The sequence below is a fragment of the Massilia sp. Root335 genome (assembly GCF_001425685.1).
Taxonomy (GTDB): domain Bacteria; phylum Pseudomonadota; class Gammaproteobacteria; order Burkholderiales; family Burkholderiaceae_D; genus Telluria; species Telluria luteola.
In genome coordinates, this window is sequence record NZ_LMCY01000002.1 from 1 (window position 1) to 18,658 (window position 18,658).

The 18,658-nt window shown below is 64.5% G+C and carries 18 protein-coding genes, 1 tRNA gene and 1 pseudogene; 7 read left to right on the top strand and 13 right to left on the bottom strand.

The window, feature by feature from the left end:
* Nucleotides 1-39: 39 nt before the first annotated feature.
* From ASC93_RS00120 to cysS, 9 genes and pseudogenes are all read right to left on the bottom strand, one after another.
* Nucleotides 40-246: an AlpA family transcriptional regulator gene (locus ASC93_RS00120; RefSeq protein ID WP_056435182.1), complete on the bottom strand. Its 207-nt coding sequence runs from the start codon at nucleotides 244-246 to the stop codon at nucleotides 40-42.
* Between the two features lie 99 nt (nucleotides 247-345).
* The gene (locus ASC93_RS00125) at nucleotides 346-1,380 is read right to left on the bottom strand and encodes a tyrosine-type recombinase/integrase (RefSeq protein WP_229412481.1); all 1,035 of its coding nucleotides are present in this window, start codon (nucleotides 1,378-1,380) and stop codon (nucleotides 346-348) included.
* A gap of 70 nt (nucleotides 1,381-1,450) precedes the next feature.
* Nucleotides 1,451-1,618, bottom strand: a pseudogene (locus ASC93_RS31825) (Arm DNA-binding domain-containing protein); the annotation flags it as partial.
* Between the two features lie 166 nt (nucleotides 1,619-1,784).
* A tRNA-Ser gene (locus tag ASC93_RS00130) sits at nucleotides 1,785-1,878 on the bottom strand.
* 97 nt (nucleotides 1,879-1,975) lie between these two features.
* Nucleotides 1,976-3,223 (bottom strand): aspartate kinase, encoded by a 1,248-nt coding sequence (locus ASC93_RS00135; protein ID WP_056435185.1) that lies wholly within the window; start codon nucleotides 3,221-3,223, stop codon nucleotides 1,976-1,978.
* 127 nt (nucleotides 3,224-3,350) lie between these two features.
* On the bottom strand, nucleotides 3,351-4,781 hold the full coding sequence (tilS, locus tag ASC93_RS00140; protein WP_307188950.1) for a tRNA lysidine(34) synthetase TilS: 1,431 nt from the start codon (nucleotides 4,779-4,781) through the stop codon (nucleotides 3,351-3,353).
* Nucleotides 4,778-5,755, bottom strand: a complete 978-nt coding sequence (locus ASC93_RS00145) for an acetyl-CoA carboxylase carboxyltransferase subunit alpha (RefSeq protein WP_056435188.1) — start codon at nucleotides 5,753-5,755, stop codon at nucleotides 4,778-4,780. The genes tilS and ASC93_RS00145 overlap by 4 nt, the downstream gene beginning before the upstream one ends.
* A 61-nt stretch (nucleotides 5,756-5,816) precedes the next feature.
* Nucleotides 5,817-6,485, bottom strand: coding sequence for a DNA-3-methyladenine glycosylase (locus tag ASC93_RS00150; RefSeq protein ID WP_056435191.1), 669 nt, complete (start codon nucleotides 6,483-6,485; stop codon nucleotides 5,817-5,819).
* Nucleotides 6,486-6,513: 28 nt separating this feature from the next.
* Complete coding sequence (gene cysS, locus ASC93_RS00155) at nucleotides 6,514-7,911, bottom strand: cysteine--tRNA ligase (protein ID WP_056435194.1); 1,398 nt, start codon at nucleotides 7,909-7,911, stop codon at nucleotides 6,514-6,516.
* Nucleotides 7,912-8,159: 248 nt separating this feature from the next.
* Here cysS and ASC93_RS00160 point away from each other — a divergent pair, with 248 nt between their 5' ends.
* The 7 genes from ASC93_RS00160 to ASC93_RS00190 all read left to right on the top strand — a co-directional run bounded on the left by ASC93_RS00160 (nucleotide 8,160) and on the right by ASC93_RS00190 (nucleotide 13,348).
* The gene (locus ASC93_RS00160; RefSeq protein ID WP_056435197.1) at nucleotides 8,160-8,777 is read left to right on the top strand and encodes a peptidylprolyl isomerase; all 618 of its coding nucleotides are present in this window, start codon (nucleotides 8,160-8,162) and stop codon (nucleotides 8,775-8,777) included.
* An 82-nt stretch (nucleotides 8,778-8,859) separates the two neighbouring features.
* Nucleotides 8,860-9,354 (top strand): peptidylprolyl isomerase, encoded by a 495-nt coding sequence (locus ASC93_RS00165; protein ID WP_056435200.1) that lies wholly within the window; start codon nucleotides 8,860-8,862, stop codon nucleotides 9,352-9,354.
* Nucleotides 9,355-9,408: 54 nt separating this feature from the next.
* Nucleotides 9,409-10,200, top strand: a complete 792-nt coding sequence (locus ASC93_RS00170) for a UDP-2,3-diacylglucosamine diphosphatase (protein WP_056435204.1) — start codon at nucleotides 9,409-9,411, stop codon at nucleotides 10,198-10,200.
* 189 nt (nucleotides 10,201-10,389) lie between these two features.
* A complete protein-coding gene (locus ASC93_RS00175; protein ID WP_056435207.1) occupies nucleotides 10,390-10,755 on the top strand; it encodes a GntR family transcriptional regulator in 366 nt (121 codons plus the stop codon).
* On the top strand, nucleotides 10,752-11,621 hold the full coding sequence (locus ASC93_RS00180) for an ABC transporter ATP-binding protein (RefSeq protein ID WP_056435210.1): 870 nt from the start codon (nucleotides 10,752-10,754) through the stop codon (nucleotides 11,619-11,621). The genes ASC93_RS00175 and ASC93_RS00180 overlap by 4 nt, the downstream gene beginning before the upstream one ends.
* Complete coding sequence (locus tag ASC93_RS00185) at nucleotides 11,618-12,622, top strand: hypothetical protein (protein ID WP_056435213.1); 1,005 nt, start codon at nucleotides 11,618-11,620, stop codon at nucleotides 12,620-12,622. The genes ASC93_RS00180 and ASC93_RS00185 overlap by 4 nt, the downstream gene beginning before the upstream one ends.
* Nucleotides 12,623-12,625: 3 nt before the next feature.
* Entirely contained in the window at nucleotides 12,626-13,348 is a 723-nt protein-coding gene (locus ASC93_RS00190; RefSeq protein ID WP_056435216.1) for a hypothetical protein, read from the top strand.
* 14 nt (nucleotides 13,349-13,362) lie between these two features.
* On the opposite strand, the gene ASC93_RS00195 is transcribed toward ASC93_RS00190, so the two are convergent.
* The 4 genes from ASC93_RS00195 to rnr all read right to left on the bottom strand — a co-directional run bounded on the left by ASC93_RS00195 (nucleotide 13,363) and on the right by rnr (nucleotide 18,255).
* Nucleotides 13,363-14,055: a YceH family protein gene (locus ASC93_RS00195; RefSeq protein ID WP_056435218.1), complete on the bottom strand. Its 693-nt coding sequence runs from the start codon at nucleotides 14,053-14,055 to the stop codon at nucleotides 13,363-13,365.
* Nucleotides 14,056-14,082: 27 nt separating this feature from the next.
* Nucleotides 14,083-14,844, bottom strand: a complete 762-nt coding sequence (gene cysE, locus ASC93_RS00200) for a serine O-acetyltransferase (protein ID WP_368854494.1) — start codon at nucleotides 14,842-14,844, stop codon at nucleotides 14,083-14,085.
* Between the two features lie 105 nt (nucleotides 14,845-14,949).
* Complete coding sequence (rlmB, locus tag ASC93_RS00205) at nucleotides 14,950-15,696, bottom strand: 23S rRNA (guanosine(2251)-2'-O)-methyltransferase RlmB (protein ID WP_056435223.1); 747 nt, start codon at nucleotides 15,694-15,696, stop codon at nucleotides 14,950-14,952.
* 3 nt (nucleotides 15,697-15,699) lie between these two features.
* Nucleotides 15,700-18,255: a ribonuclease R gene (gene rnr, locus ASC93_RS00210; protein WP_056435225.1), complete on the bottom strand. Its 2,556-nt coding sequence runs from the start codon at nucleotides 18,253-18,255 to the stop codon at nucleotides 15,700-15,702.
* Nucleotides 18,256-18,658 lie beyond the last annotated feature (403 nt).

Here is an 18,658-nt window from a genome sequence, read left to right on the forward strand (position 1 = left end):
TTTGAAGACCGCGTGCCGCAGACTTAAACAAAGACTCGTTTACACAGAATCTGGTACACCCCCCGATTCCAGCCAGCTGTTTATCTCTCTCCAAAGCCAGCCAGAAGACCTGGTCGACAGCTTGATCTGAGGCGGGAAATTACCCTTCTTGATCAGCAGATAAACGCTCGATCGCGACAGCCCGGTCATGCTGATCACTTCCGGCAGCTTGATCATCCGGTCGCTCGAGTTGGCATCGGTAGTCATCTGTACTCCTCTTGAGTTCTCACTGGAGCCAAGATAACGCAATGGATGAGGAACGCAATCCCTTGAAAACCTGATCGGCGAGATACGGCCGCTCCAGCGTCAAGCCATTGAATTATCGGCGCGGCCGGGCGAGACGCGCATCGCGTCTGCCGCAACGCGGTCGATGTAGTCTGCCCAGCACTGCATCATCTTTCGCCGCTCTTCCAAGTACTTGGCCCGGTCGTATGCGCTTTCCAGCTTGTCCTTCTGCGCATGCGCCAGCTGGCGGTCGACGACCTCATGCCGATAGCCCAGGTGTTCTTTCAACGTGCTCATCGCCAGCGCACGGAACCCGTGCCCGGTCATGTCGCCCTTGTACCCCATGCGCTCGAGCGCCTTCAGCAACGTGTTGTTGCTCATGGGTCTCTTCGGATCACGCAGGTTCGGGAACAGGTAGGGCCCGCCGCCTGTGTGCCGATGCAGATCGCGCAGAAGCCCTAGAGCCTGCCGCGACAGGCACACGTGATGGTCGGTCTTGTCGGGATTGATGCGGCGCTTCCCGCGCTTCATGCGTTTCCAGGGAATGATCCACTCGCCCTTCTCCAGGTCGATCTCGGCCCACGGTGTCTCGATGAGTTCACTGGTCCGGACAAACACCAGCAGCATCAACTTCATCGCGATGCGGGTCGACACGCCCATGCAGGCCTCGTTGGCATACAGCGCGCGCAGGAACTCGGGCAATCCGTCGGCACCGATCGCTGCGAAGTGTCCTTTCTCGCGTGGCTGTAGGACCTCGCGCAGGAATTCGGCGGGGTTGCGTTCCGCAAGGCCGCAACGGATCGCATGCTTGAACACGCGCGAGCAGTTTGCGGTCTGCCGGTTCGCGATCTCCAGCGCACCGCGCTTCTCGATCGCCCGAATGGCATCCAGCACGTCAGGTGCCTGTACCTTGTTGATGGGCAGATGTCCGAACGCCGGAAAGAGGTCCGACTCGAAGCGCCGCAGGATTTCCTCCGCGGTCCCCGGCTGCCACTTGTTGAGCATGGTCCGGTGCCAGTCGCGCGCGACATGCTCGAAGGTATTCTGCTCCACCAGCCGCGCCTGACGCGCCTGCTCCGCCCGCGCGCGGGCCGGATCCGTACCGGCAGCCAGCAACTGGCGCGCTTTCGTCGCGCTTCGCCCGCGCGTCCAAGAGAGAGACGTCCGGAAACGCGCCGAAGGCCAGCCTATTTTCTTTACCATCGGCTTGCCTGAACTTCATACGCCAGAGCTTGCCGCCGCTGGGCATGACTTCAAGGTACAAGCCGCCTCCATCGGCAAGCTTGTAGGGTTTGTCCTTTGCTTTGGCGTTGCGCACCTGCAGCTGGGTCAGGGGCTGTACCTGTTTGGGCATTTTGGGGGCATCCTGTCCGAGAGGGGCAATGAATGCCCCGAAAAATGCCCCCAAAGACTCTGGCCATTCAGGGACATCGCCGGACAGGATTAGGCAACAAAAAACCCGCTGTCTCTATGAGAACAGCGGGTTTTTTGATGTTCCTGAATGTTCAGGAACAGTGTTCTGGCGGAGGCGGTGGGATTCGAACCCACGATACAGGTTTAAGCCCGTATGCTTCCTTAGCAGGGAAGTGCCTTCGGCCACTCGGCCACGCCTCCAGTCAGCTTCAACGTTTATGCGTCAGCGCTGAGTGCACGCATATTAATGGCCACACCTCGTTTGGTCAAGGAAGCACGGCCATTTTTTTGAAAAAAGTTAAGCTTGTTCCAGGTTAAAAGCCTTATGCAGCGCGCGGACGGCGAGCTCCATGTACTTCTCGTCGATCAGGACCGAAATCTTGATTTCCGACGTCGAGATCATCTGGATGTTGATGCCCTCTTCCGACAGCGTGCGGAACATCTGCGACGCGACGCCCACGTGGCTGCGCATGCCCACGCCGACGGCCGACACCTTCGAGACCTTGGCATCGCCCAGGATCCGCGCGGCGCCGATTTCGGCCTGGATGCCTTCCAGCACGCCCATGGCGCGCTGGTAATCGTTGCGCGACACCGTGAAGGTGAAATCGGTTTTACCGTCGACCGACTGATTCTGTATGATCATGTCGACCTCGATGTTCGCTTCCGAGATCGGACCGAGGATGTGGTAGGCGACGCCCGGCTTGTCCGGCACGCCCAGGACGGTGATTTTGGCTTCATCGCGGTGGAAGGCGATGCCCGAGATGACGGCTTGTTCCATGTTGCTTTCTTCCTCAAACGAAATCAGGGTACCCGAGTTGGCTTCTTCTTCGAGCGACATCAGGGGGTCGGTCAGCGACGACAGCACGCGCGTCGGCACGCGGTAGTTGCCGGCAAATTCCACGGAGCGGGTCTGCAGGACTTTCGAGCCCAGCGACGCCAGTTCCAGCATTTCCTCGAACGTGATCTTGGACAGGCGGCGCGCTTCGCTCACGACGCGCGGGTCGGTCGTGTAGACGCCGTCGACGTCCGTGTAGATCAGGCATTCGTCGGCCTTCAGCGCGGCCGCGATCGCGACGGCGGAAGTGTCCGAACCGCCGCGGCCCAGCGTGGAGATGTTGCCATCCTCATCCATGCCCTGGAAACCGGTGATGATCACGATTCTGCCGGCGTCCAGGTCGGCGCGCACGCGGGTGTCGTCGATCGACTGGATGCGGGCCTTCGTGAAGGCCGAGTCGGTCTTGATGCCCACCTGCCAGCCCGTGTACGACACGGCATCCTTGCCGCGCGCCAGCAGGGCCATGGCCAGCAGGCCCACGGAAACCTGTTCGCCGGTCGATGCAATCATGTCCAGCTCGCGCGGGTCCGGCTGCGACATAATCTCTTTCGCCAGGCCGATCAGACGATTGGTTTCACCGGACATTGCCGACGGGACGACGACGACTCTGTGGCCGGCGTCGTGCCATTTGGCGACACGGGCCGCGACGTTTTTAATGCGTTCCGTCGAACCCATCGACGTACCGCCGTATTTGTGGACTATTAAGGCCATGACTGAAGGGATTTCCGCTTGTAAAAAATCAAATGAGCCTTTTACTCTACATGCTGCGCCGCAGAATCACAAGCCGTCAGGACACGAAATCTATACCGAATAGGAATATGGTAATGCGGAAATAGCATTAGCCCGGGATGGCTGCCGTGGCGCTTTCCCAACGTAATGCGACACGCCCCGGCCCGTCCGACACGTGCCGGCAATCCATGCCGAGGCCCGCCGCGAACAACAGGTCGACGCCGGCGTTGACGATGGGCAGGCGCCCCCGCTCCCAGGCCGGGATGCCGCTGGCCTGGTAGTGCATCTTGAGGCTGCGCGTGGGGCGGTTGTGCGCCAGCCGGAGCCGTTCGCCGCCCTTGCGGAAATCGATCTCGAGAGACTGCCCCCGCAGCCAGGCGGGATCGAACCCGCGCTCGGCCGCATCGAAATGCAGCGTGCCGCCGTAGTCCGGAAACGCGATCGCCGGCTCGCCGCGCCAGGTAAAGGGCTGGGCGTGCCTGTCGATGATGCCGGCGTCGTCCGGATCGCGCAAGCCGGCCAGTTCCGGCGGGTGCGGCACGAGGTGCAGGAGGTCGCGGTGGCGGCGCACCTGCACGTCGGGATGCTCGACGAGCAATTGCGCATCGTCGCGCGCGGACAGGATCTGCGCCACCATCTGCGTGAGCCACGCCGTCGATGGCATCGCCAGGCGGCGGGTCGCGAACCAGTGGCGCAGCAGGTTGTCGATGCGGTCGCGGCTGAGCAGGCGCGCGCGCGCGAGGTCGAGCGCATCGCCCGCCAGGCAGGCGGCGAGGTCCTGCTCGCCCAGTTCGTCCAGCAGGCGCTGGGCCGAGCGCGTATGGGCGCTGCTGCGCGCAACTCTTTGCTGATAACCGGGAAACGCGGCGGCGAGCGCCGGCATCACCTGGTGGCGCAGCGCGTTGCGGGCGTAGCGCGGATCGGCGTTGGATTCGTCCTCGACCCAGGCGACGCCCTGCTCCCGCGCAAAGCGTTCGAGATCGGCGCGCGCGACGCCCAGCAGCGGCCGCGCCATCGCCAGGCGCTCGTCGCCCAGCAGGCCGGGGGCGCGGTTGGCGGGGTCCATGCCGGACAGCCCGGCCGGACCGGAACCGCGCAGCAATTGCAGGAGTACCGTCTCGACCTGGTCGTCGAGGTGGTGGGCCGTCAGCAGCACCTCGGCGCCGTGGACCCGGCACATCTCGCCCAGCGCCGCGTAACGCAACTTGCGCGCGGCTGCCTCGATGCCGCTCTTCCCTTTCGCGACGACGACCGCGCGCCAGTCGAACGGGATGCCCAGCTCGGCAGCGGCGGCCGCGCAATGGTCGCGCCAGGCGTCGGCATTCGGGCTCAGGCCGTGGTGGACGTGCAAGGCGCATACGTCCAGTCCGTGCGCGTGTGCGAGGCGCAGCAGCACCATCGAGTCGAGGCCGCCGCTGAGGGCGACCGCGACGCGCGGCATGGCGGCGGGGAGGTCATCTGCGCGCAGGGCCTCGATGGCCTGCGCGAATTGGGCGGCTGGACCGGACGCGGCGCCCGGCCCTTGCGTACGACGGCTCACTCTTCGCGCGGCGTCGTTTCCTTGAACTTGCCGTAGGACATCAGCTTGGCGTGACGGGCATCGAGCAGGTCGCGGGTCTTCATGCCCTGGAACTGGCGCAGCGTGTCGGCCAGCGCGCGCTTGAGCAATTGCGCCATCTGCTGAGGGTCGCGGTGGGCGCCGCCCAGCGGCTCGTTGACGATCTTGTCGATCAGGCCCATCGCCTTGAGACGGTGCGCCGTCAGGCCCAGCGCATCGGCCGCTTCGGCAGCGCGTTCCGACGTCTTCCACAGGATCGACGCGCAGCCTTCCGGCGAGATCACGGAATAGGTCGCGTACTGCAGCATCAGCACGGCGTCGCCGACGGCGATCGCCAGCGCGCCGCCCGAGCCGCCTTCGCCGATGATCGTGGCGATCAGCGGCACTTTCAGCTCGGCCATCACGTACAGGTTGTGGCCGATGGCTTCCGACTGGCCGCGCTCTTCCGCTTCGAGGCCGGGAAACGCGCCCGGGGTGTCGACGAACGTGAAGATCGGCAGGTTGAATTTCTCGGCCAGCTTCATCAGGCGCATCGCCTTGCGATAGCCTTCCGGCTTCGGCATGCCGAAGTTGCGCATCGCGCGCTCTTTCGTGTCGCGGCCCTTCTGGTGGCCGATCACCATGCACGACTGGCCGTTGAAGCGGGCCAGGCCGCCCACGATCGACTGGTCGTCGGCGAACGTACGGTCGCCGTGCAGTTCATGGAAATCGGTGAAGATCGCGTTCACGTAGTCCATCGTGTACGGACGCTGCGGATGACGGGAGATCTGGGAAACCTGCCAGGGGGTCAGCTTGGCATAGATGTCTTTCGTCAGTTGCTGGCTCTTCTTGGCCAAGCGATCGATTTCTTCCGAGATGTCGACGGCGGAATCATCCTGCACGAAGCGCAGCTCTTCGATCTTGGAATCGAGCTCGGCAATCGGCTGCTCGAAACTGAGGAAAGTTGTTTTACTCATTGTACCTCCGGGTGTGTTCGTGGCCGCGGAAGATCATCCGCGCGGCGGCAAGGGCGTTATTCTATACCGGAACCGGATCCAGGCTACGCCACAAATACCATGTGGCAACTGTCCGCCAGGGTTCCCAGTTGGCCGCCACCTCGCGCGCATCGCTGCGCGAAACTGGCTCACCGGAAAAATAATTCTGGCTGATGCCCTGGATCAGGCCGGGATCGTCCAGGGGCAGGACGTTCGGTCTGAGCAGATTAAATATCAAAAACATCTCGGCTGTCCAGCGCGTGATGCCGCGGATCTGGACCAGCTCGGCGATCACGGCCTCGTCGTCCATCTGCGACCACTGGTCCGCGTGCACACGCTTCGCCTTGAAGTGGTCGGCCAGGTCGAGGATGTATTCCGTCTTGCGCTTCGACAGCCCGCAGCCGGCGATCTCTTCGGCACCGGCCTTGACGACCTGGGACGGCGTCATCTTCGGACACAGCGCGCGCAGCTTCGTCCAGGCGGCCTCGGCCGCCTTGACCGTCACCTGCTGGCCGACGATGGACCGGGCCAGCGTGGTGAACGGATCGGGGTGGCCGCGCAGGTGCATGTCGCCGAACTGGGGGATCAGCTTGTTCATGATGCGGTCCCGACGCATGAGCTCGGCCTTCGCCTCCGCCCAATAGGGTGGGACGGAAGGCTGAACGTCCGGCTGCGCCGGCGCGGCGCCCGCGAGTTCCTTGGAAAGTGCCATGCTCGTTATGTGTCCGGGCGCGCTGGCGTCAGGCGCGACGCCAATTGGTGCTGCCGTCCGGCTTGTCTTCGAGCACGACGCCGCCCGCCGTCAGCTCGGCGCGGATCGCATCGGCCTCGGCGAAGTTGCGTGCCTTCTTGGCCGCGGCACGGCGCGCGATCGCGTCGACGATCGCGGCTTCGTCGAGACCGCCCTCGCGCGGGCTGCCGGCCTGCAGGAAGGCTTGCGGGTTGCGTTCGAGCAGGCCCAGCACGCCGGCCAGCGCTTTCAGCTGGCGCGCGGCCGCGAGGGATTTGCTCTTGTTGACTTCCGACGCCAGGTCGAACAGCTCGGCCACCGCCAGCGGCGTGTTGAAATCGTCGTTCATCGCTTCGCGGAAGCGCAGCGCGTGCGGTTCGTTCCAGTCGACGCTCACCGCCGCGCCGCCGATATCCGCTTCGGCCAGCGCGGTGTACAGGCGCGTCAACGCGCCCTTCGCGTCGTCGATGTGGGCGTCCGAATAATTCAGCGGGCTGCGGTAGTGGGCGCGCAGGATGAAGAAGCGGATGACTTCCGGATCGTATTGCTTGAGGACGTCGCGGATCGTAAAGAAATTGCCCAGCGACTTGGACATCTTCTCGTTATCGACGCGCACGAAGCCGTTATGGATCCAGTAATTGGCCATGGGCGCGCCGAACGCGCCCTCAGACTGGGCGATCTCGTTTTCGTGGTGCGGGAACTGGAGGTCGGCGCCGCCGCCGTGGATGTCGAAGTGTTCGCCCAGCATGGCGCACGACATGGCCGAGCATTCGATGTGCCAGCCCGGACGGCCCTTGCCCCATTTGGAATCCCATTTCGCCTCGTCCGGCTCGGATTCCTTGGCGGCCTTCCACAGCACGAAGTCGAGCGGATCGCGCTTGCCCGTGTTCACGTCCACGCGCTCGCCCGCACGCAGGTCGTCCAGCGACTTGCCGGACAGCTTGCCGTAGCCCGGAAAATTACGCACGGCATAGTTCACGTCGCCGTCGTCGCCCTGGTAGGCGAGTTCCTTCGTCTCCAGCCTGTCGATGATGGACAGCATCTGCGGCACGTATTCGGTCGCGCGCGGCGCGACGTCCGGCGGCAGGATGCCCAGTGCGGACGTATCCTCGTCCATCGCCTTGATGAAACGCGTCGTCAGCGCCGTCATGGTCTCGCCGTTCTCGACGGCGCGCTTGATGATCTTGTCGTCGATGTCCGTGATGTTGCGGACATATTTGACGTCGTAGTCCGATGCCTTGAGCCAGCGATAGATGACGTCGAACGCCATCATCATCCGGGCGTGACCGACGTGGCAGTAATCGTAGACCGTCATCCCGCACACGTACATGTTGACCTTGCCGGGTTGGAGGGGAACGAAAACCTGCTTGTCACGCGCGAGCGTGTTGTAGATCTTGAGTTGGCTCATCGGATGTTTGCTAGAGGGTTGGAGCATGACGCTCGAAACGCTGCCGTGCGGCGATGCCGGGACGTGGCGGGCGCGTCGGGAGTGTCAGGACCGCGATTCGGGGAAACCTTGTTCTTTTTGATAGAATCCGCAGTCCGTCGCAAAGTATAGCATTGATAAAATCCCGACTGGCCGCATATGCCATAGGTTTATTTTTCTGCAAAACCCTTGACAGCACTTTGCTCTATATCCACCGAGAGGAAGCTACGATGCACGTCCTGAAATCGACCGGCGCCCCGTTTGTCACCCGATTTGCCACCCGTTTCGCCGCCGGCCTGGCCGCGCTGGCCCTGTCCACGGCCGCGTTCGCCGCCGAGCCGCAAGTCGCGTTGAAAACGTCGATGGGCGAGATCGTGCTGGAACTGAACCAGGAAAAAGCGCCCATCGCCGTGGCCAATTTCCTTAAATATGTGAAGTCCGGCTTCTACAAGGGCACCATTTTCCACCGCGTGATCGACGGCTTCATGATCCAGGGCGGCGGCATGGACGCCCAGTTCCACGGGCGCCGCACGAACAAACCGATCAAGAACGAGTCCAACAATGGCCTGTCGAACGAAAAGTATTCGGTCGCCATGGCGCGCGAATCGAATCCGGACTCCGCCACCTCGCAATTCTTCATCAACGTGGTCGACAATCCGGGCCTCGACTATCCGAACATGCAAGGGTCCGGCTATACCGTGTTCGGCAAGGTCGTGAAGGGCCAGGACGTCGTCGACAAGATCAAAAGCGTCGTCGTCGACGACATCCACGGCCTCGAGAACGTGCCCGTGACGCCCGTCACGATCCAGTCCGTGACCCTCCTCAAGGGCGATAAGCTAGTAAAATAACGAACTCGCAACTCCAACCGCGACAACCTGCTGTGCCTTGTGCCGGCCGTCGAGGCATCACCAACCATCACAGGACAAAAACATGACCACCTTACTCATGACCACCAACAAGGGCAACATCAAGGTCGAACTGGACGCCGAGAAGGCACCGAAGACCGTTGCCAACTTCCTGGACTACGTGAACAAGGGTCACTTCACCAACACCATCTTCCACCGCGTGATCAAGGACTTCATGATCCAGGGCGGCGGTTTCGAGCCGGGCATGAAGCAGAAGCCGACCGAGCAGACCGTCGAGAACGAAGCGAAGAACGGCCTCAAGAACGACAAGTACACGCTCGCCATGGCCCGCACGATGGCCCCGCACTCGGCCTCGGCCCAGTTCTTCATCAACACGAAGAACAACGATTTCCTGAACTACCCGGGCCAGGACGGCTGGGGCTATGCCGTGTTCGGCAAGGTCGTCGAAGGCCAGGACATCGTCGACCAGATCAACAACGTCAAGACCAGCCGCTCGGGCATGCACTCGGACGTGCCGAGCGAGGACGTCATCATCGAGAAAGTCGAAGTCGTTCAGTAACTCCAGACAGGCAGGCATGACGCGCGGGAACCGCCCGGTCGTCCTGGCAACAAGATGACCGCACCCGCGCGCACGCTCGCACTCTTCATTTCCGACCTGCACCTGCAGGCCTCCCACCCGCGTACGGCCGAGGCGTTCTTCCGCTTCCTGTCCGAACGCGCGGCACATGCCGAGCGGCTTTATTTGCTCGGCGACATCTTCGAATACTGGGCCGGCGACGACGACCTCGACGATCCGTTCAACGCGAGCGTCGTCGCCGCGCTGCGCCGCGTGAGCGACGGCGGCACGGCCGTCTGCTGGCTCGCCGGCAACCGCGACTTCCTCGTCGGCGCCGGCTTCGCCGACGCGGCCGGCCTCACCCTGCTGCCCGAGCCGCACGTCGCGGCGATCGCGGGCCGCGGGAGCGCCCGCCGCAAGGTCGTGCTCGTACATGGCGACGCCCAGTGCACGGACGACGTCAAGTACATGGCGTTCCGCGCGCAGGTGCGCGACCCGGCATGGCAACGCCAGTTCCTCGCCATGCCGCTGGCCCAGCGCAAGGCGATCATCGCCGGCCTGCGCGAAGGCAGCCGCGCCGCCCACGGCGACAAGTCGTACGAGATCATGGACGTCACCCCGGCCGCCATCGCCGCGCTGCATGCGGACAGCGGCGCCGATGTCATGATCCACGGCCATACGCACCGCCCTGCCCTGCACGATGCCGACGGCCGGCAGCGCTATGTGCTGCCCGACTGGGAGCTCGATGAGGCGCCCGTGCGCGGCGGCTGGATCGCGATCGACGAAGACGGACGCATCCTGCGTTGCGACCTCGACGGCCAGGCGATCCCGCCTGCTCCTACTGTTTGACCGCCCGGTCCGGCTCGCGTTCCGGACCCGAATCCGACCCTCTCAATCCTGCTAGGTCGTCCCCGGCCATCCGCGTATTGACTCGCGTCGACTCGGTGTTATACTTCACTACAACACCACGACTCTACATCACCAACATGGAGGCAGGCATGACATGGACTGCACCACCACGACGAAAGGGGGCCGGCGATGACGATCGGCTGGAATGACAACTCGCCGATCTATCGGCAGTTGAAGGACAAGGTGATCGGTATGATGCTCGATGGCGCCCTGAAGGCGGGGGACCCGCTTCCTTCCGTGCGGCAGGTCGCGGCCGAATACCAGCTGAATCCGATCACGGTCTCGAAGGCTTACCAGGAACTGGTCGACGACAACTTAGTAGAAAAACGAAGGGGGATCGGCATGTATGTCACGGAAGGCGCGAGCGAAAAGCTGCTCGCAAGCGAAAGGGAACGCTTCCTGCGCGAGGAATGGCCGGCGATGCTGGAACGTATCCGCCGTCTCGGCCTCAACATCGAGCAATTGCTGCGTGAACCGAACGGAGGCGCGCAATGACCGCCGTCATCGAAGCCAAGAGCCTGACGAAGCGCTACGGCAAGCGCACGGCCGTGGACGGCATCGACTTCACGATCCCCGCCGGCCGCATCGTCGGCCTGATCGGCCCGAACGGCTCGGGCAAGACCACCACCTTGAAGGCCGCGCTGGGACTGATCCCGTTCGAAGGCCAGCTGTCCGTGCTGGGCCTCGATCCGCGCACCCAGCGCGACGAACTGATGCAGGACGTCTGCTTCATCGCCGACGTCGCGATCCTGCCGCGCTGGCTGCGCGTGAAGGACGCCATCGACTTCGTGGCCGGCGTGCACCCGCGCTTCAACCGCGAAAAGGCGGAACGCTATCTCGCGAACACGAAGCTGCTGCCGTCGATGAAGGTCAAGGAAATGTCCAAGGGCATGATCGTGCAACTGCACCTGGCCCTCGTGATGGCGATCGACGCGAAACTGCTCGTGCTCGACGAACCCACGCTGGGCCTGGACATCATCTACCGCAAGCAGTTCTACCAGAACCTGCTGGAAGACTATTTTGACGAGCACAAGACGATCGTCATCACGACGCACCAGGTCGAGGAAGTCGAGCACATCCTGACCGACCTGATGTTCATCCGCGACGGCCGCATCGTGCTGGCCGCGTCGATGGAAGAGATCGGCGAGCGCTATGTCGAAGTGATGGTTCCGCAGGAAAAACTGAGCGCCGCCAACGCGCTGCAGCCGATCGACCGCCGCACCGTGTTCGGCAAGGCCGTGCTGCTGTTCGACGCCGGCCCCGGCGGCGCCTCGCGCCAGCAGCTGGCCGCCCTCGGCGAAACCCGCAATCCCTCTGTCGCCGACCTGTTCGTCGCGACCATGAAAGGAACCTACGCATGAATACGACTACCAGCGCGGACACCATGAAATGGCTGTTGCGGCGCGAGTTCTGGGAGCACAAGGGATCGATGTTCTGGGCGCCACTGATCGTAGGGACATTGCTCGTGGTCCTGATCGGCGGCGGCATCAGCTACGGCATCATGACGCATCACTTGCCGGCGCACGTCACGATCAACGGCCAGCCGCTCGATCACGCGCGGCTGGCGGCACTCTTGCCCGACGAAACGGCAAACGTGGTCGCGCGCATGGCCACCGGCATGTACATGGGCGGCATGGCGCCGCTGTTGGTCGTCCTGACCGCGGTCGTATTCTTCTACTGCCTGGGCGCCTTGTACGATGAACGGCGCGACCGCAGCATCCTGTTCTGGAAATCGCTGCCCGTTTCCGATTCGATGACGGTACTGTCCAAGACCATCACCGCAGTGGTCGTCGCCCCCGCGATCACGATCGCGCTGGCCATCGTCGCGGCACTGATCCTGCTCCTCCTCACCTGCATAGAACTCAGCGCACAAGGCCTGAACCTGTTCGCGACAATGCTGGCGTCACCCAACTTGTATCTCGCGCCGCTGCGCCTTGTCGCCCTGCTGCCGGTGTACGTCGTGTGGGCGCTGCCGACCGTGGGCTGGCTGATGCTCGTGTCGAGCTGGGCGAAATCGAAGCCGTTCCTGTGGGCAGTCGGCGTGCCGGTGGTCGCGCTCGTCACGATCAAATGGATCAATGCGGCACTCGAGAACTTTTCCGGCCAGACGTTGCTGCTGGCGCATTATACGAGTGACGTGGTCGCACGCATCCTCGGCGGCATCGTGCCGGGTATCTGGTTCCAGTTCCAGGGCGGCCTGTCGGCGGCGATTCAGCCGACCAGGAACGGCATCGACATGAGCGGCCTCGTGCCCCAGTCGTACATGTCGCTGGCCGGCCTTGACGCCTGGATCGGCGTCGTGCTCGGGGTGGCGATGCTGTACGCCGCGATCCGCGTGCGCCGCTGGCGCGACGAAGGCTGAGCGATGCGCGCGGCCTTGCTGGGCTTGATCCTGCTGACGGCGTACGGCGCGCCCGCCGCGCGGGCCGATGAACCCGTGCCGTCGGTCCACGTCGCCGGCATCGCGGACCCGGAGATGCGCTCCTACCGCAGCGTCGCGGCCGGCCTCGATGCCTTCGACGCCAACCGCGCGCTGGCGCCGGATGCCACCCTGCGCTTCCGCATGCGCCATGCGGATGGCGCCCCGGCGAATGCGGGCGACGGCCTGCGGTTGCGGCTGGCGAGCGACGACGGCGCGTTCCAGGAAAACGTCCCGATCGACGCCACCGGCCTGCTCACCGTGCAGCGCAGCCAGGCCGCGTACGATGCCGACGCCACTTTCATCCTGAACCGGAAGAACGGCCTGTACACGGGACACCCGGAGGTGCGCACGGCCGTCCTGCCGGACAACGTGCGCCGCCTCGGCGACCTGCGCCTGGAATGCCGGGTGACCATCGCCATCGTCAAGGAACAGATGCCGTTCCTGGCGAAGGCCGCCATCAACACCTTGATGATGACGTCGGACTGGTGCGCCAAGAAGGATTTCAACTATGGCGTCATGGCCGCGCAGGCGGGCACGCGCGCCGTGCTGCGCGCCGGCGAGCGCTCGCGCACGCTGGAGACCCATGGGTGGAATGTGCTCGCGCCGATCGGCGATCCGGCGTGGCCGGACGACGCGCTCGTGGAGATGGGCGACGGCGGCACGTAAGGCCGCCGGTGCCGTTATTCGAACTGCTGGCGGAACGCGGCGAACTGCGCCTTGAGTTCGTCGACTTCGCCGCGCAGCGCGGCCACTTCCTGTTCCAGCTGGGCCACGCGGGCGCCGGTCGAGCCGCCGGCCGAACCACCGCCGGCGGCGCCACCGCCAGCGTCCATTTTCGCGACGTCGATCGCACCGCCCAGCAGCTGGCCGTAACGCGGCTCCTTGGTCCCGGGCGCACGCTCGAGTCGCGCGACGAGCGGCGGATATTTGTCGATCAGGAATTGCAGCGCGCTTTCCGCCTCGGCCACCGACTTGAATTCATGCAGGCGGCCGGTACGGCTGCGGATCTCGCCCGCGGTCTGCAGGCCGCGCAGCATCAGCACGGCCAGCACGGCCACCTTGTCCTGCTCGAGCGTCCACTTGATGCGCATGCGGTGCTCGTACTTGATGACGCGCGCGCCGGCCTGGGCGATGCCGTTCACGAGCTTGCGCTGCATGAGGCGCTGCAGCGTGTCGTGGACGACGTCCTCGGACAACTGCATCACGGGGTCGCGGCTGGACAGCTGGTTGCAGCCGTTCATCACCGCGTTCAGCGACATCGGGTAATTGTCCGGCGTCAGCGCCTCTTTTTCGGCGAGCACGCCCAGTACGCGGATTTCGTTGGGGTCGAGGTCGGATGCCGGGTCGAAGCTGCCCGGGATATCGTCTTGCATCGGTGTCCTTTGTGTGTTCGCGGTCGCTTACTCGACGAGCCGGTTCAGTTGAGCCTGGTCGAGTTTATCACTCTCGTCCGGCGTATGGCAGCGGATACCGGCCGCCTTCATCGTCGCGCACATGCGCTCGATCTGCTCGTCCTGCTGGGCCACGTGGTTGATCAGGTTGCGCAACGCCTTCGACAGCGGATCGTCGCCGTTCGGCGTGACGCCGTAGGCGGCGAACATCTGGGCGCTGCGTGACTGGTCTTCCTTGCGGATGATGTGGGCCGGATTGCCGACGGCCGTGGCGCCGGCCGGAACCGGCTTGACGACGACGGCGTTGGAGCCGACCTTGGCATATTCGCCGACCGTGAACGCGCCGAGCACCTGCGCGCCGGCGCCGACGATCACGCCGCGCTCGAGCGTCGGATGGCGTTTCGTGCCGGCCACCAGGGTCGTGCCGCCCAGGGTGACGCCCTGGTAGATCGTGCAGTCGTCGCCGACGACGGCCGTCTCGCCGATCACGACACCGAAGCCGTGGTCGATGAACACGCGCCGGCCGATCGTCGCGCCCGGATGGATTTCGATGCCGGTAAGCACGCGCGCGAAATAGGAGATGAACCTGCCGAGCCAGCGGAAATTGGCGCGCCAGCAGGCGTGCGCCCAGCCGTGCATGACGACGGCGTGCAGGCCCGGGTAGCAGGTGAGCACTTCCCATGCGTTACGGGCCGCAGGGTCGCGTTCGATGATGCTCTGGATATCTTCGCGCAGCTTGGAAAACATAGTCGGGATTCGGGCAAGTGACACCGCATGGTAGCCGATCCGCGCCGTATTTGCTTATGAGGGAATCATTTTTGGGGGCGGCGCCATGCGGCCGCCCGATGGGCTCGGGGAGCCCATCCTACGACCGGATTATTGCGGCTCGCGCGCCAGGCGCTGGCGGCGCGCCTCGTACAGGCACACGCCCGAGGCCACGGACACGTTCAAGCTCTCGACCGAGCCGAACATGGGAATCGACACCAGCACGTCGCAGGTCTCGCGGGTCAGGCGGCGCATGCCCTCGCCTTCCGAACCCATCACGAGCGCCGTCGGGCCCGTGAAATCGCCTTCGTACAGGCCCTTGTCGGCATCGTCGGTCGTGCCGATCAGCCAGATACCCCGTTCCTTCAGGTCGCGCATCGTGCGCGCCAGATTCGTCACGGTGATGTAAGGCACGGTTTCGGCGGCGCCGCTGGCCACCTTGGCGGCCGTCGCATTCAGGCCGACGGACCGGTCTTTCGGGGCGATGACGGCATGTGCGCCGACGCCGTCGGCCACGCGCAGGCAGGCGCCCAGGTTGTGCGGGTCGGTGATGCCGTCCAGGATCAGCAGCAGCGGCGGGCCTTCCACGGCATCCAGCAGCTCGTCCAGGTTGCGCGCCAGCGACAACTGGCTGGCGAACGCGATCACGCCCTGGTGGCGGCGGGTGCCGACGATCTTGTCGAGGCGCTCGGCTTCGACCGGCATGACGCGCACGCCGGCCGCCTTCGCGTTGGCGATCAGGTCCTGCATGCGGCGGTCCTGGCGGCCCGCGTCGACGAAGATCTCTTCCACACTGGCGGCCTCGTGGCGGAGGCGCGAGGTCACGGCGTGGAAGCCAAAAATCATTTTATTTTTCATGCGTTACTTCTTCTTCCTGGTTTTGGACGCGCTCTTTGTGGAAGCGCTTTTTTTCGCCGCGGTCTTCTTGGACGCGGTCTGGTTTGCTGCGGGCGAGGCATTGCGAGCACCGCGGCGACGGCGCGTCGGCGGCACGAACACGACGTCCTCCTCGTTCTCGTCGGTGGCGCCGAACGAGGATGCGGCCGGCTCGGCCGGGGTCGCGCGCGCTTCCTGCTGCGACACGGGCACCGCGCCATCCCGGGCTTTACGCCGGCGCGGCGGCTTCGAGGCCGACGCGTCCTGTGCGGCGGCACGGGCGCGCTCCAGCGGCGCCGGCACGTTGTCGTTCTTCGCTGGCTGCGCCAGCACGAGGTCGATCTTGCGCGATTCCAGGTCGACGCGCGCCACCTGCACCGTGACGCGGCCGGTCAGCTGGTACACCTGGCCCGTGCGTTCGCCGCGCAGCTCGTGGCGGGTCTCGTCGTACTGGAAGAAGTCGGTGCCGAGGCCGGTAACGTGCACGAGGCCCTCGACGAACAGCTGGTCGAGCTGGACGAAGATGCCGAACGGCGTCACGCCCGAGATCACGCCCGTGAATTCCTCGCCGAGGCGGTCCTTCATGTAGTAGCACTTGAGCCAGTTCTCGACGTCGCGCGACGCCTCGTCGGCGCGGCGCTCGTTGGCCGAGCAGTGCACGCCCAGCGCGTCCCAGATCGTCAGGTCCTTCGGATCCTTTTGCCTGCCTTCCGCCTTGTCCTTGGCGGCCTGCTTGCGCACGGTCTTCGACACCGTCGTGTTCAGCTTGGACAGGTCGATGCCGGTCGGCTCGTATTTCTTGCCTTTCAAGACGGCCTTGATGGCGCGGTGCGTCAGCAGGTCGGGATAGCGGCGGATCGGGCTCGTGAAGTGGGCATACGCCTCGTACGCGAGGCCGAAGTGGCCGACGTTGTCCGGGCTGTAGACGGCCTGCTGCATCGAACGCAGCAGCATCGTCTGCAGCAGCGTGGCGTCGGGGCGTTCCTTGATGCGCACCATCAGCTCGGCATAGTCGCGCGCCTGCGGCGTCGTGCCGCCGCCCAGGTTCAGGCCGACCTGCTTGAGGAAGGTCCTCAGCTGGTTCAGCTTTTCCTCGGTCGGCACGGCGTGGATGCGGAAGGTGCTCGGCTGGTCGTGGCGGATCAGGAAGTCGGCCGCGCACACGTTGGCGGCCAGCATGCATTCCTCGATCAGGCGGTGCGCGTCGTTGCGGGTGCGCGGCAGGATCTTCTCGATCTTGCCCATCGCGTTGCAGACGATGTAGGTCTCGGTCGTCTCGAAGTCGATCGCGCCGCGCTCCTGGCGCGCCTGCAGCAGCGCGCGGAACACCTCGTTCAGGTTCAGCAGGTGCGGCACGATGCCCGGCCGGCGGCCCGCTTCCGGCCCGTTCGTGTTGCCCAGGATGGCGGCGACCTCGTTATAGGTCAGGCGCGCCGCCGAGTGCATCACGGCCGGGTAGAACTGGTAGGCCTTCACTTCGCCGTCGGTCGTCACGACCATGTCGCACACGAGCGTGAGGCGGTCGACGGCCGGGTTCAGCGAGCACAGGCCGTTCGACAGTTTTTCCGGCAGCATCGGGATCACGCGGCGCGGGAAATACACCGACGTCGAGCGCTCGATCGCGTCGCCGTCGAGCGCGTCGTTCGGCTTGACGTAATGGCTGACGTCGGCGATCGCCACGAGCAGGCGGTAGCCCTTCGTGCGGCCGATCTTGACGGGTTCGCAGTACACCGCGTCGTCGAAGTCGCGCGCGTCCTCGCCGTCGATCGTGACGAGCGGCACGTCGCGCAGGTCGACGCGGTCGCCCAGGTCGGCGTCGCGCACCTCGTTCGGCAGCTTGTTCGCCTGCTTGACGGCGGCCGGCGAAAAGATGTGCGGCACGCCGAACTTGCGCACGGCGATCTCGATCTCCATGCCGGGGTCGTCCAGGTCGCCGAGCACTTCGACGATCTTGCCGGTGGGCTGGCGGAAGCGCGACGGCTGCTCGACGAGTTCGACGCTGACGATCTGGCCGGACTTGGCCTTGCCGGGCGAGCCGGACACGAGGATGTCCTGGCCGATGCGCTTGTCTTCCGGCGCGACGATCCAGACGCCGTTCTCGTTCAGCAGGCGGCCGATGACGTGCGTGTTGGCCCGCTCCCTGACCTCGACGATCGTGCCTTCGGCGCGGCCGCGGCGGTCGGTGCCGACGACCCTGGCCAGCACGCGGTCGCCGTGCAGGACCTTCTGCATTTCCTTGTCCGGCAAGAAGAGGTCTTCGCCGCCCTCGTCCGGGATCACGAAGCCGAAGCCGTCGCGGTGCGCGCTGATGCGGCCGGAAATGAAGCTGGAGTGGTCCGTGAGCGCATATTCGCCCGCGGGATTGGCGCGCAACTGGCCGTCACGCTCCATCGCATTCAAGCGGCGCGCCAGCACGCCTTCCGCGTCCGGGTTGACTTGCAGGGCTCGGGCGAGGGCGCCGCTGTCGAGCGGTCCCTGGGCCTGGCGAAACACGCCGAGGATTTCCTCGCGGCTTGGAATGGTATGAGTTGGGTGCTTCAAATTTGTATTCTTATCTTCTCAGTGGTGGCACCGTCCATCTGACGGCACGGATATCGTTACATTGACACGTGGGTGCGCGTAGTGTAACGGAGGACCGGCGGATTCGCCTAACTTCGACCGTGAAGCGTGCAGGGACTGTCCTGCTCAGTGGGACTTTGACATTTGCCATCCATCCGCTATACTTTCGGTCTCTTCGGATACGGCACAGCCGGAAACGGAGGGCGCTGCGCAGGCGATGCGCGCTTGGCCGAAACGAAAGTTGGTCTAGCGCAAAACGGCAAAGCCTGATATCGTAGCGGAATTCGACGGCAACGTCGAGCAATGTAAGCAAAGCGGTCCAATGCCCACGTGGCGGAATTGGTAGACGCGCATGGTTCAGGTCCATGTGCCGCGAGGTGTGGGG

What these genes read in the sequence shown, in the direction of transcription:
- ASC93_RS00120 (WP_056435182.1), bottom strand. Translation starts at nt 246, where the DNA reads ATGACTACCGATGCCAACTCGAGCGACCGGATGATCAAGCTGCCGGAA.
- ASC93_RS00135 (WP_056435185.1), bottom strand. Translation starts at nt 3,223, where the DNA reads ATGGCCTTAATAGTCCACAAATACGGCGGTACGTCGATGGGTTCGACG.
- ASC93_RS00170 (WP_056435204.1), top strand. Translation starts at nt 9,409, where the DNA reads ATGACCGCACCCGCGCGCACGCTCGCACTCTTCATTTCCGACCTGCAC.
- ASC93_RS00190 (WP_056435216.1), top strand. Translation starts at nt 12,626, where the DNA reads ATGCGCGCGGCCTTGCTGGGCTTGATCCTGCTGACGGCGTACGGCGCG.
- ASC93_RS00160 (WP_056435197.1), top strand. Translation starts at nt 8,160, where the DNA reads ATGCACGTCCTGAAATCGACCGGCGCCCCGTTTGTCACCCGATTTGCC.
- cysS (WP_056435194.1), bottom strand. Translation starts at nt 7,911, where the DNA reads ATGAGCCAACTCAAGATCTACAACACGCTCGCGCGTGACAAGCAGGTT.
- ASC93_RS00150 (WP_056435191.1), bottom strand. Translation starts at nt 6,485, where the DNA reads ATGGCACTTTCCAAGGAACTCGCGGGCGCCGCGCCGGCGCAGCCGGAC.
- ASC93_RS00145 (WP_056435188.1), bottom strand. Translation starts at nt 5,755, where the DNA reads ATGAGTAAAACAACTTTCCTCAGTTTCGAGCAGCCGATTGCCGAGCTC.
- ASC93_RS00175 (WP_056435207.1), top strand. Translation starts at nt 10,390, where the DNA reads ATGACGATCGGCTGGAATGACAACTCGCCGATCTATCGGCAGTTGAAG.
- ASC93_RS00180 (WP_056435210.1), top strand. Translation starts at nt 10,752, where the DNA reads ATGACCGCCGTCATCGAAGCCAAGAGCCTGACGAAGCGCTACGGCAAG.
- ASC93_RS00165 (WP_056435200.1), top strand. Translation starts at nt 8,860, where the DNA reads ATGACCACCTTACTCATGACCACCAACAAGGGCAACATCAAGGTCGAA.
- rlmB (WP_056435223.1), bottom strand. Translation starts at nt 15,696, where the DNA reads ATGAAAAATAAAATGATTTTTGGCTTCCACGCCGTGACCTCGCGCCTC.
- ASC93_RS00195 (WP_056435218.1), bottom strand. Translation starts at nt 14,055, where the DNA reads ATGCAAGACGATATCCCGGGCAGCTTCGACCCGGCATCCGACCTCGAC.
- ASC93_RS00185 (WP_056435213.1), top strand. Translation starts at nt 11,618, where the DNA reads ATGAATACGACTACCAGCGCGGACACCATGAAATGGCTGTTGCGGCGC.